This window comes from Pontibacter anaerobius, from assembly GCF_026241195.1.
GTDB classification, from domain to species: Bacteria; Bacteroidota; Bacteroidia; order Cytophagales; family Hymenobacteraceae; genus Pontibacter; species Pontibacter anaerobius.
In genome coordinates, this window is sequence record NZ_JAPFQO010000001.1 from 1 (window position 1) to 15,905 (window position 15,905).

General features: G+C 49.5%; 13 protein-coding genes. 6 read left to right on the top strand and 7 right to left on the bottom strand.

Translation table 11 applies throughout. The features are described 5' to 3' along the window. Window positions 1-127 precede the first annotated feature (127 nt). The 6 genes from aspA to OO017_RS00030 form a co-directional block, all read right to left on the bottom strand. Window positions 128-1,537, bottom strand: a complete 1,410-nt coding sequence (gene aspA, locus OO017_RS00005; protein WP_266050390.1) for an aspartate ammonia-lyase — start codon at window positions 1,535-1,537, stop codon at window positions 128-130. 31 nt (window positions 1,538-1,568) lie between these two features. Next, window positions 1,569-2,753, bottom strand: coding sequence for a ribonuclease D (locus tag OO017_RS00010; RefSeq protein WP_266050391.1), 1,185 nt, complete (start codon window positions 2,751-2,753; stop codon window positions 1,569-1,571). A gap of 135 nt (window positions 2,754-2,888) precedes the next feature. After that, window positions 2,889-3,125 (bottom strand): hypothetical protein, encoded by a 237-nt coding sequence (locus OO017_RS00015; RefSeq protein ID WP_266050392.1) that lies wholly within the window; start codon window positions 3,123-3,125, stop codon window positions 2,889-2,891. 337 nt (window positions 3,126-3,462) lie between these two features. Further along, window positions 3,463-5,193 (bottom strand): M28 family metallopeptidase, encoded by a 1,731-nt coding sequence (locus tag OO017_RS00020; protein ID WP_266050393.1) that lies wholly within the window; start codon window positions 5,191-5,193, stop codon window positions 3,463-3,465. Window positions 5,194-5,265: 72 nt separating this feature from the next. Then, on the bottom strand, window positions 5,266-5,736 hold the full coding sequence (locus tag OO017_RS00025; protein ID WP_266050394.1) for a very short patch repair endonuclease: 471 nt from the start codon (window positions 5,734-5,736) through the stop codon (window positions 5,266-5,268). Between the two features lie 135 nt (window positions 5,737-5,871). Then, on the bottom strand, window positions 5,872-6,171 hold the full coding sequence (locus OO017_RS00030) for a WYL domain-containing protein (RefSeq protein ID WP_266050395.1): 300 nt from the start codon (window positions 6,169-6,171) through the stop codon (window positions 5,872-5,874). A gap of 585 nt (window positions 6,172-6,756) precedes the next feature. Here OO017_RS00030 and OO017_RS00035 point away from each other — a divergent pair. The 4 genes from OO017_RS00035 (at window position 6,757) to OO017_RS00050 (ending at window position 13,899) form a co-directional block, all read left to right on the top strand. Further along, the gene (locus OO017_RS00035; RefSeq protein WP_266050396.1) at window positions 6,757-9,513 is read left to right on the top strand and encodes a 2-oxoglutarate dehydrogenase E1 component; all 2,757 of its coding nucleotides are present in this window, start codon (window positions 6,757-6,759) and stop codon (window positions 9,511-9,513) included. A 98-nt stretch (window positions 9,514-9,611) separates the two neighbouring features. After that, complete coding sequence (gene odhB, locus OO017_RS00040) at window positions 9,612-11,180, top strand: 2-oxoglutarate dehydrogenase complex dihydrolipoyllysine-residue succinyltransferase (RefSeq protein WP_266050397.1); 1,569 nt, start codon at window positions 9,612-9,614, stop codon at window positions 11,178-11,180. 275 nt (window positions 11,181-11,455) lie between these two features. Then, on the top strand, window positions 11,456-12,859 hold the full coding sequence (gene lpdA, locus OO017_RS00045) for a dihydrolipoyl dehydrogenase (protein ID WP_266050398.1): 1,404 nt from the start codon (window positions 11,456-11,458) through the stop codon (window positions 12,857-12,859). Between the two features lie 248 nt (window positions 12,860-13,107). Further along, window positions 13,108-13,899, top strand: a complete 792-nt coding sequence (locus OO017_RS00050; RefSeq protein ID WP_266050399.1) for a pentapeptide repeat-containing protein — start codon at window positions 13,108-13,110, stop codon at window positions 13,897-13,899. A gap of 55 nt (window positions 13,900-13,954) precedes the next feature. Here the strand turns inward: OO017_RS00050 and OO017_RS00055 are convergent, their stop codons facing one another. Beyond that, on the bottom strand, window positions 13,955-14,515 hold the full coding sequence (locus tag OO017_RS00055) for a hypothetical protein (protein ID WP_266050400.1): 561 nt from the start codon (window positions 14,513-14,515) through the stop codon (window positions 13,955-13,957). Between the two features lie 99 nt (window positions 14,516-14,614). On the opposite strand from OO017_RS00055, the gene OO017_RS00060 reads away from it, so the two are divergent. Together OO017_RS00060 and OO017_RS00065 are read left to right on the top strand one after the other, a co-directional pair. Next, window positions 14,615-14,836, top strand: coding sequence for a PLDc N-terminal domain-containing protein (locus tag OO017_RS00060; protein WP_266050401.1), 222 nt, complete (start codon window positions 14,615-14,617; stop codon window positions 14,834-14,836). A 332-nt stretch (window positions 14,837-15,168) separates the two neighbouring features. Then, window positions 15,169-15,888, top strand: coding sequence for an ABC transporter ATP-binding protein (locus tag OO017_RS00065; RefSeq protein ID WP_266050402.1), 720 nt, complete (start codon window positions 15,169-15,171; stop codon window positions 15,886-15,888). Window positions 15,889-15,905 lie beyond the last annotated feature (17 nt).

Below are 15,905 nucleotides of genomic sequence, written 5' to 3' on the forward strand. Positions count from 1 at the left end.
ACACTGCGTTTTTACCTAGTGCCGCACATTATTATAAGCGCTTGCCTTGCGCAGCGTTAGCAAATAGCAACAGGAAAGCCCCTGCAGTAACGCAGGGGCTTTCCTGTTTTTAGAGGTTATTAACAGTTTAGCTGTTAATAAATTTAGGATGTATAAGGTTCTCAATAGAGAAAATCTCTTCCCATTTCTCCTGGGTAATCCTTTTTCGTTCTGTAACAGTAATGTCATGGATAGATTTACCAGTAGCTAAAGCTTCTTTGGCAATAGAAGCAGACTCTTCGTATCCCAATATTGGGTTAAGTGCTGTAATGATTCCCACGCTGTTCATGACCATATTAGCACAGATCTCCTCATTGGCTGTAATTCCATCTATACATTTATTTTTCAAAGTATAAACAGCGTTTTCCATAAAGGTAAGCGAACTAAACAAGCTGTAGGCAATAACTGGCTCCATTACGTTTAGCTGTAGCTGACCCGCTTCGGCAGCCATAGTTACTGTCATATCGGTACCTATTACATAGAAAGCCGTTTGATTAACTACCTCGGGTATTACTGGATTAACCTTACCAGGCATAATAGAAGAACCTGGTTGCATACGTGGTAAGTTAATCTCATTTATACCTGCACGTGGGCCGGAAGAGAGTAAGCGGAGGTCGTTACAAATCTTGGAGATTTTGATTGCAGAGCGCTTCATCACACCTGAAACCTGTACATAAGCACCAGTATCGCAAGTGGCCTCAATTAAGTCCTCTGCCAGCACTACCGGAATATCGGTTAAATCACGAAGATGGGTTGTAACAATCTGGGGATAACCCTCGGGCGCATTAATAGAAGTTCCGATAGCGGTTGCACCCATGTTTATCTCGCAAATCAGCATCTTAGCTTCGTTAAGGCGCTGAATATCTTCTTTGATGGTAGTGGAAAAACCATGAAATTCTGCTCCCAGTGTCATGGGCACAGCATCCTGCAGCTGTGTACGGCCCATTTTCAATACTTCTTTAAACTCTTCGCCTTTACTGGCAAACGATTGCTGTAAGGCCTGAAGGCTTTCTATAAAGCTTTCAATCTTTCGGTATAAAGCCAGGCGAAAGGCCGTAGGGTAAGCGTCGTTTGTAGACTGTGAGAAGTTGACATGGTTGTTCGGGTGTACAAACTGGTACTCACCTTTCTTATGGCCAAGTATCTCCAGTGCCAGGTTAGCTACCACCTCATTTACATTCATGTTTACAGATGTGCCCGCGCCACCCTGTATCATATCTGTAACAAACTGATCCAGGTACTCTCCGGCAATAAGCTTGTCGCAAGCTTGACAGATGGCATCTGCGATCTCAGGCTTTAGTACACCGCAATCGCGGTTTGCCATGGCTGCAGCTTTTTTAACATAGCCAAAGGATTGTATAAACAACGGCTCCCTGGAGATTGGAATACCTGTAATGTTGAAGTTGTCTAAAGCGCGTGTAGTTTGAATACCATAGTAAGCGGAGTTAGGGATTTCCATCTCTCCTAAAAAGTCGTGCTCTGTTCTGAACTCGCTCATAAGTTATAGGTAGTAGTAGTGTATTTTGCTTTTAACTATTAGAATCATACTTTAAAACAGGTGCTGGCAGGCTAACCCCGATTTCCTCAGCAGTAGCCAACACAATGGCAGTCGCATACTTCTTGGTACAGCGCAATTGTCCCGTAAAGCTGTAGTCATTTATAACACTCTGGGTAATAATGAGCCTGGCAGCATATTCACCGTAGGTTTCTACAATCTGTTTCTGCACTTTGGTCAGTTCTTCTTTGCGCTGCTCCGTTTCCGGTGTTCGGAGTGGGCGCTGCCAGCGGTTTTCCGGATAATCGTGGCTGATATTATTTTCTTTTGCGGACTCTTTTGCGTTGAGCAGCGCCTCTTTCAGCAACTGCTCGTTGCGTGCGCGTTTCAGGCCACCATGTATACCGCGCGTGTGGTTAAGCCACTCGTGTATATCGGTGTTCGGATTATTGGCCAACTCAACCAGGGCCTCATTAGAGATAATATAAGGAGCAGGTTTGTTAAACTGCTTACCCATACGCTCTCTGAAAGCGAAAAGCTCTTTCAGGACATACTGTTGGTAATAATTAAGTCTGAAAGCATTACGCAGCTTTAGGTGTGGGTTTGTGGGCTCAGTATAAGTGAGCGCCTCAAGCAGTTCGTTCTCCTCTTGTAGCCAATGCAAACGGCCACGTTGCTCCACCTCCGTTACAAGCTTAGCCTTAATACGGTGCAGGTAAATAACATCCAGGGCAGCGTACTGTAGCTGCGCCTCAGTTAGCGGGCGCTTGTTCCAGTTGCTCGACTGCTGTGATTTATCAATCTCAATGTTAAATTCCTCTTTAAGCACAGTTGCAAGGGAAGAGCGCTCGTAGTTCAGAACCTTAGCGGCTACATCGGTATCCATCACTCCTTTAATGTTGCAGCCCATTTTGTCGAGCAGGAGGATGTCGTTGTTAGAGTGATGTATGATTTTGGTAATTGCAGCATTCTGCAACAGTTCGAACAGTGGCTGCAGGTTGGCAATGGCAAAAGGATCTATAATATAGCAGACGCCGCTTTCATCGGCAATCTGTACGAGGCAAAGGTTAAAACCGTAAGTAAAGCGATTCTGGTCAAACTCCAGGTCCAGGGCTAGTTCTGTACTTTTGCTCAGCAGCCTCATCAACTCCTGTAACTGCTCCTGTTCCTCAACCAGTTTTATCGTTACGCCATCATATATCAGCGTTTTATTTTCCATTCCTAAATATAAAAAGGTTTAAAGCATAAATAGCTTTCCAGCCCTTCTTTTTAAGTGTTGCAGTACCCATGTGGGCATAAAAAAAGGTCTCTGCCTTTGGAGCAGAGACCTTTCCCAATTTTAAAATATCTTTAATTACTCGATAGGAGGCTGTTCTTCCTCTATGTCATCGGCTACACCATCATTTACGGTAGTATCTTCTAACATGATAGTGGTATCTTCCTCCATATCCATGTCATCTTCCATCTCAGTTTCTACCTCATCAGTAGTTTCAATGGTTTCTGACTCAGTTGTTGTATTGTTATCGGTGCCGCAAGCCGTGAAAGCGAAAGCTGCAAAAGCGGCAAATGCGAATTTCCAAATCTTTTTCATAATCGTGTAAAAATTGATTTTGTACTTATTTATACGAGAGACTCTAATAAGTAACCCCTTTGCCGATGTTTAGTAGCATATTTTAAAGTAAAGGACAATAATACGCCAGTGAATGGCTGGAATATTTGTGTAAAAAGAGGAGCTACAGAAACATTAAGAAAAATAAAAATATTACATTTATAAGAAGCAGTTTAACTAGAAAAGCATTTTTGTATGTCTCTACCGAAGTATAACTATGTGGTGTAGTTTATATTTTGCCAGCCAGGTAACTATAAAAGCAGAGCACCACGCAGGAAAGCACTGCGGGGTGCTCTGCTTTTATAGTTCGAATCAATTCTTATTCTGATGGAGAAGCGTGGGAAAGCGTTTCTTCGCGTTTCGCTTTGAACTCGGTGCCTTCTTTCCATTCCGGGTACTTCTCGGTGTTGGCAACTCTGTAACCAACGCGCAGGAAGAGCTGTAAATCTTCCGCGGCTCCTTCAAAATTCAGACCTTCGTGTACTTCATCGGTGAGTTTGTGGTAGTCGTTGGCTGTGAAACGCTCTTTCCACTTCTTGACGTAGTCTGCTGGCTGATTGCGGGCTACTACGCCGGAGCTGGCATAGAGGGCTGGTACTCCCTGCTTGGCAAACTCAAAGTGGTCGGAGCGGTAAAAAGAGCCGGTTTCCGGTGTGGCTTCGGGCACAATGCGACGGTTCTGGGATTTCGCCTCCTGCGCCAGCACATCTTCCAGCGTAGAGTTGCCGAAGCCAACCACCACCACATCCTCTGTAGGACCATAGGCGTTCAGGACGTCCATGTTAATCACCGCCACAGTTTTCTCCAGCGGGTAAAGTGGGGTGTTGGCATAGTATTTAGAACCCAACAGGCCTTTTTCTTCGGCAGTTACTGCCAGGAAAAGTATAGAGCGCTTAGGTTTTGTTTCCATGCTGCTAAAAGCCTCGGCCAGTTCGATCAAGCCTGCAGTACCTGTGGCGTTATCCAAAGCCCCGTTGTATACTTGGTCGCCCTGAAGCGTGGTGTCTTTGCCCAGGTGGTCCCAGTGCGCGGTATAGATCACGTACTCATCCTTCAGTTTCGGGTCAGAGCCTTCTAGCTTGGCAATCACGTTCTGCGACTGTACCTCGCGCAGCTTGTTTTTGATGTTGAAGCTGGCAGTAGCTTTTAGCGGCACCGGCTTAAAGTCTTTCTGTTTGGCAGCCTCTTTAAGGTTGTCAAAATTTCGGCCCAGGGCTGTGAAGATCTCGCGTGCTTTCGGCTCCGTTATCCAGGCCTCCACATCGGCGCGGTTCATGTTTTTGTCAGGGGTTATAATCTCAAAGCCTTCGCGGCTATGGCTGCCGGAGATCACCTCGTAGGGATACCCAGCCGGGCCCGTTTCATGGATGATGATGGCGGCAGCGGCGCCTTTCTCAGCGGCAATTTCATACTTGTAGGTCCAGCGGCCATAATAGGTCATAGCCTTTCCACCGAAGATGGTGCTGTCTAGTTGCTCCGGGTTAGCGGGGTCAGGAACAGGCGGGTCGCTCACCAGCATCACGATGGTTTTACCCTTCACATCCAGCCCTTTATAATCATCCCAACCAAACTCGGGGGCTACAACGCCATACCCTACAAAGACCATATCAGAGCTATTGACTTCCGCTGCAGGCACATAGCGGCGCGTGAGGGCTACGTAATCATCCGGAAAACTGAGCTTGATGTTTTTGCCGTTAGCGTTAATTGTAGCTGTGGGAGTGGGGGTGTAGCCAAACATCGGCACCTTTTGCACATAGCTGCCATCAGGGTTACCCGGTTGCAGGCCTAGGTTTTTGAAGTGGCGCGTCAGGTATGCCACGGTAGAATCTTCGCCTACAGAGCCAGGGGCGCGGCCCTCAAACTTGTCGGAGGCAAGGGTGGTGGTATGGGCCAGCAGGTCTGATGCGGAGATGCTTTGCAGGGCTGGCTGTAGATTGGTGCTGTCGGCGGCCGCGGCCTCCTGCTCAGCCTCGCTCACCTCGCGGGAGCTTTCGTTGCAGCCCATTGCCAGCAGCCCAAGCAGGCCAAGTAGCGGAAGGTATTTCTTCATAGGTGTAAAGTGTTGGTTTAGTGTCACCTCAAGATAACGAAAAATCCATACTTTATACTTATGATTTTATTCTTAAGCTGCTATCTCCCAGCTATCAGGCACGCCACTATGAAGTTCACGTATCAGGGTAACTATACTTTCCTCAGCATGTTTCAGCTGGCATTCCCAGATAACCAGGCGCTGCCAGCCTGCTGCGCGGTACATATACTTATACTTTGCGTCTCGGGCCTGATTCTGCTCAAACTTATTTTGCCAGAAGGTAGTGTTGGATTTAGGCAGGCTGGGCTGGCAGTAGGGGCAGCGGTGCCAGAAGCAGCCATGCACAAAAACAGCCAGGCGGCGTGAAGGATAGCAGATATCTGGTTTGCCCGGGGCTTTAGGCCAATGTACCCGGTAGCCGCGCAGGCCGGCGTACCACAGCGCCTTGCGCAGTTTTAGCTCAGGCTGTGTGTTCTTAGCTTTATTGCCCCGCATGTTGCGGCTAACCTTTTCTTGGGCCGTTAGGGGTAGTTGGGGCTTTTTGTACTTTCTCTTCTTTGGCAATGCTATTCCTGTACCTTTTGCACAGGGATAACACAAATTAAGGCAGCAGAGTTTTATTCATGCTCAGAACTATAGCAAGCCAGGGCAGGAGGTCTTCATAACTTGGAGAGGCGGACGCGAAATAAAAGTTTGTAATTAGATGCGGTAGTAAATCCGCGACATGGTACTGTCGTAAGGGTCATAGCCGGGGCGTTTCTTGCTGAAGCGTTCGTCCATGATTTTGGGCTGCTGCAGCCGGCTCAGCAGGTAACAGTGCCAGCCCTGCTTTTGAGGGTCAGTTCGGGAAGTACGCCAGGCAAGAAGACACGTTTCATGCTGCTTGTTCTGCCCCAGTAGGTGCGGCTCCACCAAGTGGTTTTCCCCTTCATAATCGAAACTAATCAGGAGCCGGGCCCCGATAGCCTTCGATAGTTCTTCCAGCAGATAGCTATACATGATTTCCTATAGTTTAGGACCCAAAATGCCTGCATTGCTGCTCCTTAACAGCCCCACGATGACAGCTCATGCGTGATGAGCTATACTCCATGCTATAAAATTGAAGAGAATCTTGTTGTTGTAACAGGAAAATATATAGATGAAAGTAACTATAAGTATACTTTAGATATTTTGTGTTATGTGGGAATTGTAAGCTGTATTCAAGCTTTTTTAAGAAATAGTTGTGAGCTGCTAGACAAGAAGTAACATATGCCCCGATGAATAAATTAAGCTAGCAGAGGCGAAGGGCTTGTCGCAAAGCTGGTGGGAAGTTCTGCTGCTGCCTTCCTATAACGGCAGGATACGCTGGAAAGTATAGATTATCTTTTATAATTAAGGTACAGCCACTCTATTGGCGCATCTTTTTAACATTAAGCTGATTTTAGAGTTTTGAACCCGTAAAGGTAACCGGATAAGGGGATATAAGGTATGATAGAAGAAGTTTTGTTGTTGATAATAAGGCATATTTGCTGATGCGAATACAAGTAATTTGTTTTTTCAATAATACCTCTAACTTTGCCTTTAACACATGCAGTAGTTTATACTATGGATAAATATACATACATCGCCAATGCGCACGGCGATTACATTGATGGGCTGTACAAGGCTTATCAGCAGGACCCGGAGTCAGTAGACGCGGGGTGGCGCAAGTTTTTCGAAGGTTTTGAGTTTGCCACGGCTTATGGCGAAAACGGCCATGAGGCTGGCGAAGCGGTAGCACCGGCTCCTGTAAAAGGTGCTGTTGCCGCCGGTGAGTCTGAGAAAGAGGTTGCCGTACGTAACCTGATCCACGCATACCGTACGCGTGGCCACCTGCGCTCTAAAACCAACCCGGTGCGCACCCGCAAAGACCGCAAAGCAAGGCTGGACCTGGCAGATTTTGGCTTAACAGATGCTGACCTGGACACAGTTTTCCAGGTAGGCGATACCATCGGCATCGGGCCGGCAACGCTACGCGATATTGAGGCGGCGCTGAAGAAGATCTACGAAGGTTCTATCGGTTTTGAATACATGTACATCCGCGACCCGGAGGTGCTGGAGTGGTTCAAGCAGAAGGTAGAGAAGGATTCTCTGAATTTTAACCCAGGCATAGAGTATAAAAAGCGCATCCTCTCCAAGCTAAATGAGGCGGTGGTATTTGAGAACTTCCTGCACACAAAGTTCTTGGGCCAGAAGCGCTTCTCGCTGGAAGGCGGCGAGACAACCATTCCTGCGCTGGATGCTATTATAGATAAAGGTTCTGAACTCGGTGTTGAAGAAGTAGTGATAGGTATGGCACACCGTGGCCGCCTGAACGTGCTGGCCAACATCATGGGCAAAACCTATGAACAAATTTTCTCTGAGTTTGAGGGAACCGCCGTGCCGGACCTGACCATGGGTGATGGCGACGTAAAGTATCACATGGGATACTCCTCTGAGGTTACCACGCCATCCGGCAAGAAAGTAAACCTGAAACTGGCCCCGAACCCATCGCACCTGGAGGCGGTGAACCCGGTAGTAGAAGGTTTTGTGCGTGCTAAAATTGACTGCATGTATGACAAAGACCTGGATAAGGTATTGCCTATACTTATACACGGAGACGCTGCCGTAGCTGGCCAGGGCATTGTGTACGAGGTTACGCAGATGGCTAACCTGGAGGGCTATAACACCGGCGGTACCATTCACTTTGTGATCAACAACCAGGTAGGTTTTACCACTGATTTTGAAGATGCACGCTCCTCTATCTACAGTACTGACGTTGCCAAGATAATTGACGCACCGGTACTGCATGTGAACGGAGACGATCCGGAGGCAGTGGTGTTTGCCATGCGTTTTGCCATGGAGTATCGCCAGAAGGTGAACAACGACATCTTTATTGACATGGTGTGCTACCGTCGCCACGGCCACAACGAGTCGGACGAGCCGAAGTTTACGCAGCCGCAACTGTACAACATCATCTCTAAACACCCTAACCCCCGCGAGGTATATAACAAGCAACTGATTTCACGTGGTGAGGTAGACGCTGACCTGGCGAAAAGTATGGATAAGGAGTTCCGCAAAATGCTGCAGGACCGCCTGGACATGGTGAAGCAGAAGCCGCTGCCTTACAATTACCAGCAAATGGAGAAGGAGTGGCAGGAGCTACGCCGCTCTAAGCCGGAAGACTTTAACCAATCTCCTGATACAGGCGTGTCGGCAGAGGCGATAGCGGCTGTTGGTAAAGCACTGACTACCCTGCCGCAAGGCTTTAAGCCGCTGAAGCAGATCGAGAAGCTGATAAAAGAGCGTAAGGAAATGTTCTTTGAGAGCAAGCAGCTGAACTGGGCAGCCGGAGAGTTGCTGGCGTACGGCTCTGTGCTGCTTGACGGGAAAGTTGTTCGTTTCTCAGGGCAGGATGTGCAGCGTGGTACTTTCTCACACCGCCATGCGGTGCTGCATGATGCTGTTACCAGCGCCCCTTACAACAGCCTGAACCACATGAACGAGGAGCAAGGCTCTTTCGAGATCTACAACTCACTGCTGTCAGAGTATGGTGTGCTGGGCTTTGAGTTTGGCTATGCCATGGCTAACCCGAATGCGCTGGTAATCTGGGAGGCTCAGTTTGGTGACTTTGCCAACGGTGCACAGGTGATGATTGACCAGTTTATCTCTTCCACGGAATCTAAGTGGCAGCGTATGAATGGCTTGGTAATGCTGTTGCCGCACGGTTACGAAGGCCAGGGGCCAGAGCACTCCAATGCCCGTCCTGAGCGCTTCCTGCAGCTGGCAGCCGAGAACAACATGTTCGTTACGTACATTACCACACCGGCTAACCTGTTCCACTTTATGCGCCGCCAGCTGGCCCTGCCGTTCCGTAAGCCTGCTGTGAATATGTCGCCTAAATCGTTGCTGCGCCACCCGGCTGTGGTTTCTCCTATTGAGGACTTCACGTCAGGAGGCTTTAAGGAGGTGATCGGCGATACTTACGCATCGGCTAAGTTGGTGAAGAAAGTGTTGCTGTGCTCAGGCAAAGTATACTTTGACCTACTGGAAGAGCAGCAAAACAACAAACGTAAGGACGTTGCCATTATCCGTATGGAGCAGCTGGCACCGTTCCCGAAAGTACAGTTAGAGGCTGAGCTTAAGAAGTATAAAAACGCGAAAGTATACTGGGTGCAGGAAGAGCCGGAGAACATGGGCGCCTGGACGTACATCCTGCGCATCATGCGTAACGGCATAGAGGATGTTGTGGCCCGTAAGGCCAGCGCGTCGCCGGCAACCGGTTACCTGAAGGTGCACGCCAAAGAACAACAGGAGCTGATCGCAAGAGCATTCGCTGTTTAATGTATAATGTATAGTGAGTAATGATTAATGAAAGTATATTAGTCATTACTCATTATTCATTCGTAATTCTTAAATCGTAATTCATAATTGATAAAAATATGAGCTTAGAAGTTAAAGTGCCTGCCGTAGGTGAGTCGATCACTGAGGTAACTATAGCCCAGTGGCTGAAAAAAGACGGCGACCGAGTGGAGATGGATGAGGTGATTGCGGAGCTGGAATCTGACAAGGCCACATTCGAACTGCCAGCCGAAGCCGCAGGCATTTTACGCATTGTAGCGCAGGAAGGCGACACCATAGATGTGGGCGCTGTTATCTGCCGCATTGACCAGGACGGTGCAGCTGCTTCTGCCCCGGCTGCTCCTGCCGCTGAGCAAGCTGCTACCCCAGCAGCACAAGAGTCCGCTCCGGCTGCTACTGGCGGTGCCGGCGAGGCTGTAGAAATGAAAGTGCCAACTGTAGGCGAGTCTATCACGGAGGTAACCATTGCCAGCTGGCTGAAAAAAGACGGCGACCAGGTAGAGATGGATGAGGTGATTGCAGAACTGGAGTCTGACAAAGCTACGTTTGAGCTGCCGGCTGAGGCTGCAGGCACCTTGGAGATCGTAGCGAAAGAAGGCGATACGGTAGAGATCGGTGGTCTGCTTTGCCGCATTGTGCCGGGTGCCGGAGCTGTTAAGGCAAATGCGCAGGCCAATGCCAAGCAGGAGGCAGCTAACCAGCAAGTGGCTGCTAAGCCTGCTGCTGCCCCATCAGGTGCACAAACCTATGCTTCGGGTACGCCATCTCCGGCTGCGGGTAAGATATTGGCAGAGAAAGGAATTAACGCTGCCGATGTACAGGGCACAGGCCGTGATGGCCGCATCACGAAAGAAGATGCGCAGAACGCGCAGCAAGCTGCCGCGAAACCGGCTGCTGCCCCTGCTGCTAAGCAAGAGGCTGCTGCCGAGGCTCCGACCGCTACCGGCGATCGTAACCAACGCCGTGAGAAAATGAGCTCGCTGCGTAAAACGGTTGCTCGCCGCCTGGTGCAGGTGAAAAACGAAACGGCTATGTTAACCACCTTCAACGAGGTAGATATGAAGCCGATCATGGACATCCGCGCCAAGTATAAAGACAAGTTTAAGGAAGTACACGAGGTAGGCCTAGGCTTCATGTCGTTCTTTACCAAAGCTTGTACTGTTGCCCTGAAGGAGTGGCCTGCAGTTAACGCGCAGATCGACGGCAACGAAATGGTATTCAGTGATTTTGTGGATGTTTCCATCGCTGTTTCTTCGCCGAAAGGGCTGGTAGTGCCAGTTATCCGCAATGCGGAAAGCTTGACGCTGGATGGCATCGAGAAAGAAGTTATCCGCCTGGCTAAAAAGGCCCGTGATGGCAAACTTTCTATCGAGGAGATGACGGGTGGTACCTTTACCATTACCAACGGTGGTGTGTTTGGTTCTATGATGTCTACACCGATCATCAACGCGCCGCAGTCGGCTATACTTGGCATGCACAACATCGTGCAGCGCCCGGTGGCTATTAACGGACAAGTGGAGATCCGCCCGATGATGTACCTGGCCCTTTCTTACGACCACCGCATCATCGATGGTCGCGAGTCTGTAAGCTTTTTAGTTCGAGTTAAAGAACTGTTAGAAGATCCGATGAGATTACTTCTTGGTGTATAATTTATTGAGATAAGGAAGGAGGGGTAAGCGAAGAAGTTTGCTCCTCCTTTTTATTGAACCCACCCCTGCCCCTCCCAAGAGGGGAATCGTGAACGATTATCATCCCCCAGCCCCCTTCAAAGGGGGACAATCATGCACGAGTGTTCCCCTCCTGTTTTTAGGAGGGGTTAGGGGAGGTAAAAATCCCCTCCTCGGAGGGGCAGGGGTGGGTTCAACATTAGCAGAAAAATCAAATAAAAAAACGAGCGTATAGTGCTCCTTAAAGTATAAAACAAATGAAATACGATGTTACTGTAATCGGTTCTGGTCCTGGGGGCTACGTGGCAGCGATCCGTTGTGCGCAGCTGGGCCTGAAAACCGCTATCATAGAGAAGTACAACGTGCTGGGTGGTACCTGCCTTAACGTAGGCTGTATCCCTTCCAAAGCTTTGCTCGACTCATCAGAGCACTACCATAATGCGGCGCACAACTTTAAGACGCATGGCATTGAGCTGAACGACCTGCAGGTGAACATGGAGCAGATGATCAAGCGTAAGGGCGAGGTGGTGAAGTCGAACAACGACGGCATTGCTTTCCTGATGAAGAAGAACAAGATCGATACCTACTATGGCCTGGGCTCATTCGTGAACAAGAACACGATCAAGATCACAGACGCAGAAGGTAAAGAGCAGCAGATCGAAACGGATAAAACTATCATTGCGACTGGTTCTAAGCCGACTGCATTGCCGTTCCTGCCTATCGACAAGAAGCGCATCATCACCTCCACAGAGGCTTTAACCCTGACGGAGGTTCCTAAGAAAATGATCGTGATCGGTGGTGGTGTGATTGGCCTGGAGCTCGGGTCTGTGTATGCTCGCCTGGGTACTAAAGTACAGGTGATCGAGTACATGGATTCCATTATCCCGACAATGGACCGCGCACTGGGCAAGGAACTGATGCGTGTACTGAAGAAAACGCTAGGCTTTGAGTTCTTCATGAGCCACAAAGTTACCGGCGCCACCAACGAAGGGGAAGTTGTGAAAGTAACTGCCGAGAGTCCGAAAGGAGAGGCTGTGACCTTCGACGGGGACTACGTGCTGGTATCAGTTGGTCGTAAGCCATACACTGAAGGCTTAGGTTTAGAGAACGCCGGTGTGCAGATGGGTGAGCGTGGTATGATTGCCGTGAACGACCATCTGGAGACAAACGTGCCGGGCATCTATGCCATTGGTGACGTAGTGCGAGGCGCCATGCTGGCACACAAAGCCGAAGAAGAAGGCGTACTGGTAGCAGAGCAGCTGGTTGGCCAGAAGCCGCACATCAACTATAACCTGATCCCGGGCGTGGTGTATACCTGGCCGGAAGTAGCAGGCGTAGGCTTTACTGAGGAGCAGCTGAAAGAGCAGGGCCGTGCCTACAAGTCCGGCTCGTTCCCGTTCAAAGCGTCTGGCCGTGCCAAGGCATCTGGTGATACAGATGGATTTGTAAAAGTATTGGCTGACAAGGAAACTGATGAGATCTTGGGCGTGCACATGATCGGACCGCGTATAGCTGACTTGATTGCTGAGGCAGTAACCGCCATGGAGTTCCGCGCCTCAGCCGAGGACGTGGCCCGCATGAGCCACGCGCACCCGACTTTTGCGGAAGCGATGAAGGAGGCCTGCCTGGCAGCTACGGATAACAGAGCGATCCATATCTAAGCGAAGTATAAAGTATAAATATAGGGCAGCGCCACTCTGAAAAGGGTGGCGCTGTTGTTTGTAAGCTACTCTCGCAGCACACACACACAAATCCAGGGAATACTGGATTATACCGTTTCTTTCGGATTGTCCGGAGGGGAGCTTTCGACTTTTTTCAATAAAATGCTGCTGCCCAGGCAACCATTACGATCCGGCTCGCATCTTTACCAACAAACACCATTTGCAAAGTATAACCTTAACCATAAACTATGATGAGAAAAGTATCTGTACTACTGGTAATGCTCATGCTGCCACTGCTTTCCTGGGCTCAAACCAAGGTAAACGCCTCCGAGATTATCGCCAAGATTAACCGCGGAGAGGCCGTGTCTTATAAAAACGCCGAGATTGTGGGCGACCTGGACATGACCAAGCTCAAGAACATGAAGCTCGTGAAGGGTGGCGACAGCAAGTATAATTCGAAGGAGTATGCGAGTACGGTAACGGCACCGCTCACTTTTGTAAACTGTACCTTTACAGGAGATGTGCTGGCTTACTTCAACCCTGAAAACGACATCAACCTGAAGGGCAACAACAGCGAAGTGTACAACACTAATTTTGAGAAGGACGTGCTTTTCGAGAACTGCACCTTTAAGGAGAAGGCGGCCTTTAAGTACAGCGAGTTTGAGGGAATCGCCTCGTTTATGAGCAGCCGCTTTGCAGAGGAGGCGCTTTTTAAGTATGCCGATTTCGAGAAAAGCGTGAACTTCAGCAATGCGCGCTTCGGCGGTGAGGCCAACTTTAAGTATGTGGAGTTTCCGGAGAGGGCCAGCTTTGCCGGGGCCAACTTCACCAGAGAGGCCAACTTTAAGTACGCCAAGTTTGAGCGCGGCGCAAACTTCGAGAAGGCGCTGTTTGACGGCACTGCCAACTTCAAGTACACCAAAGTGTCTGATTCCTTCAACATAAAAGGCGCTAACTTCCGGGGCGACAATGACTTTAAGTACACCGAGCTTAACAACAGAAAAGTGACGCTCTCGTCGCTACAAAGTATGAATAAATAACAAGAGCTTACTTGTGCGGGCAGCGCCACCTCCTAAAAGAGGTGGCGCTGTGTTTTTATACTCCCCGTAGCACCAACTCCAGCACCTTGCCTAGTCCTTCCTCAGCAGTGTAGCCCTGCACCGGAGGCAGGTCCAGCAACGAGGCCCGCACCTTGTTCAGTAGCTCCAGGCTTAAAGGTTGTTCATACTTGGCGCAGGCCACGGCGGCGGCAAGAGCAGTTTTAAGGTGGTTGGCTTTTACGCGCAGGGTATGCAGCGAGTAGCGGCCAGGGTGCAGGTGCACGTGCCGCCCCTCCTGCACGCCCCAGCGCAGCGCCCAGGCGGAGCCGTCGGAGAGGGTGCAGATGCGGTAACCGTTAAGGGCAAGGTAAGGCCGGAAAGCCTCCGGCTGCAGTAAACCCTGCTGCTGCAAGTATAGAACCACCTCTTCCGAGATCTGCAACGGCGAGAGCGGCCCGATGTATAAATCCAGCTGCGAGCCGCCGATCCTCCTGAAGGCTCTCTTCAGCTCCTGCTCCGGCAGCAGCACCCCCGCCTGCGCAAACTCCCGGATATAGCCCAGGTGGTGCTTAAGCGGGTGAAACAGGATAGGCTTGGGCAGTGGCTGCGTGGTCATTATTGTAAAATACTTGTTTTGCACTTGCTTGTGCTTGTACTGCAGGTTGTTTTGTTATGTTAAAAACATTAAATTAAACAAAATTAAATCTGAAAAATCATGTCTAACTTACTGTTGTTTATCGGTGGAATCGGGGTAGTGGAGATATTTATACTTCTGATTCCGCTTCTTATATGGGGTTACGCTGTAATAGAGATCGTGACAGGCACCTTTAAGGATAGCATTGATAAGGTGGTGTGGCTACTAGTGGTTTTAATGATTCCGGTGCTTGGCGTTATATTTTACTATCTGATAGGCCGGAGAAAACTGGCGAATCAATAGGTCTGTTAAAGTATACAAGCAGCCCCTCAGGTTATGCCTGAGGGGCTTCCTATTTTATTTTTGTTGGTTAAGCAACCAAAGCACCCTCCTCTGCATCTATTCTTCACAAAGCCGCTACTCCGGCCTTTTACCCGCTTTATACTTATCACCCTTACCCGCTTACTAAAATGCAACTGCTGTTAAGCACAGTTGGTAGACACAGATATGTGGTAAGTCGATATAAAAGCGTTGTAAGTATAAAGTAAGGCAGAAATTATATAATGATCGGTACTTTGCATAGCACACTACCGTAAAAATAAGGAAGTATTAAGCCAATAGAATAGCCACAGCCTATGATACAGCTTCAGGACATACACAAGTACTACGCCGTAGGGCAAAACAAGCTGCACGTGCTCAAGGGCATTGATATGCATGTGCAGGAGGGGGAGTTTGTGTCGATCATGGGTTCTTCGGGCTCTGGAAAATCTACGCTGCTCAATATCTTGGGTATCCTCGATGACTATGACCAGGGCAGCTATACTTTGGCAGGCACTCCCATTCGTAACCTGAGTGCTGCCAAGGCGGCATACTACCGCAACCGCTTCCTGGGCTTCGTGTTCCAGTCGTTTAACCTGCTCTCGTTTAAGAACGCGATAGAGAACGTGGCCCTGCCGCTTTACTACCAGAAGGTAGGCCGCAAGGAGCGTAACAAACTGGCCCTGGAGTACCTGGATATGGTTGGCCTGAAGGAGTGGGCCGAGCACTCGCCCAACGAAATGTCGGGTGGACAGCGGCAGCGGGTAGCCATTGCACGGGCCCTTATCTCGCAGCCCAAACTCATACTTGCCGACGAGCCAACCGGCGCCCTCGACACCCAGACCTCTTATGAGGTGATGGACATCTTTAAAGAAGTGAACCGCAAAGGCATGACTGTGATGATCGTGACACACGAAAACGACATCGCTGCGCAAACACACCGCGTCATCCGGCTGAAGGATGGCCTGATCGTGAACGACGACCACGGCTTGCCCGAAGTGGCAGAAGCAACGGGTGTAGGCGTGGCCGACCGCTAGTGCTACCCTCTTATCAA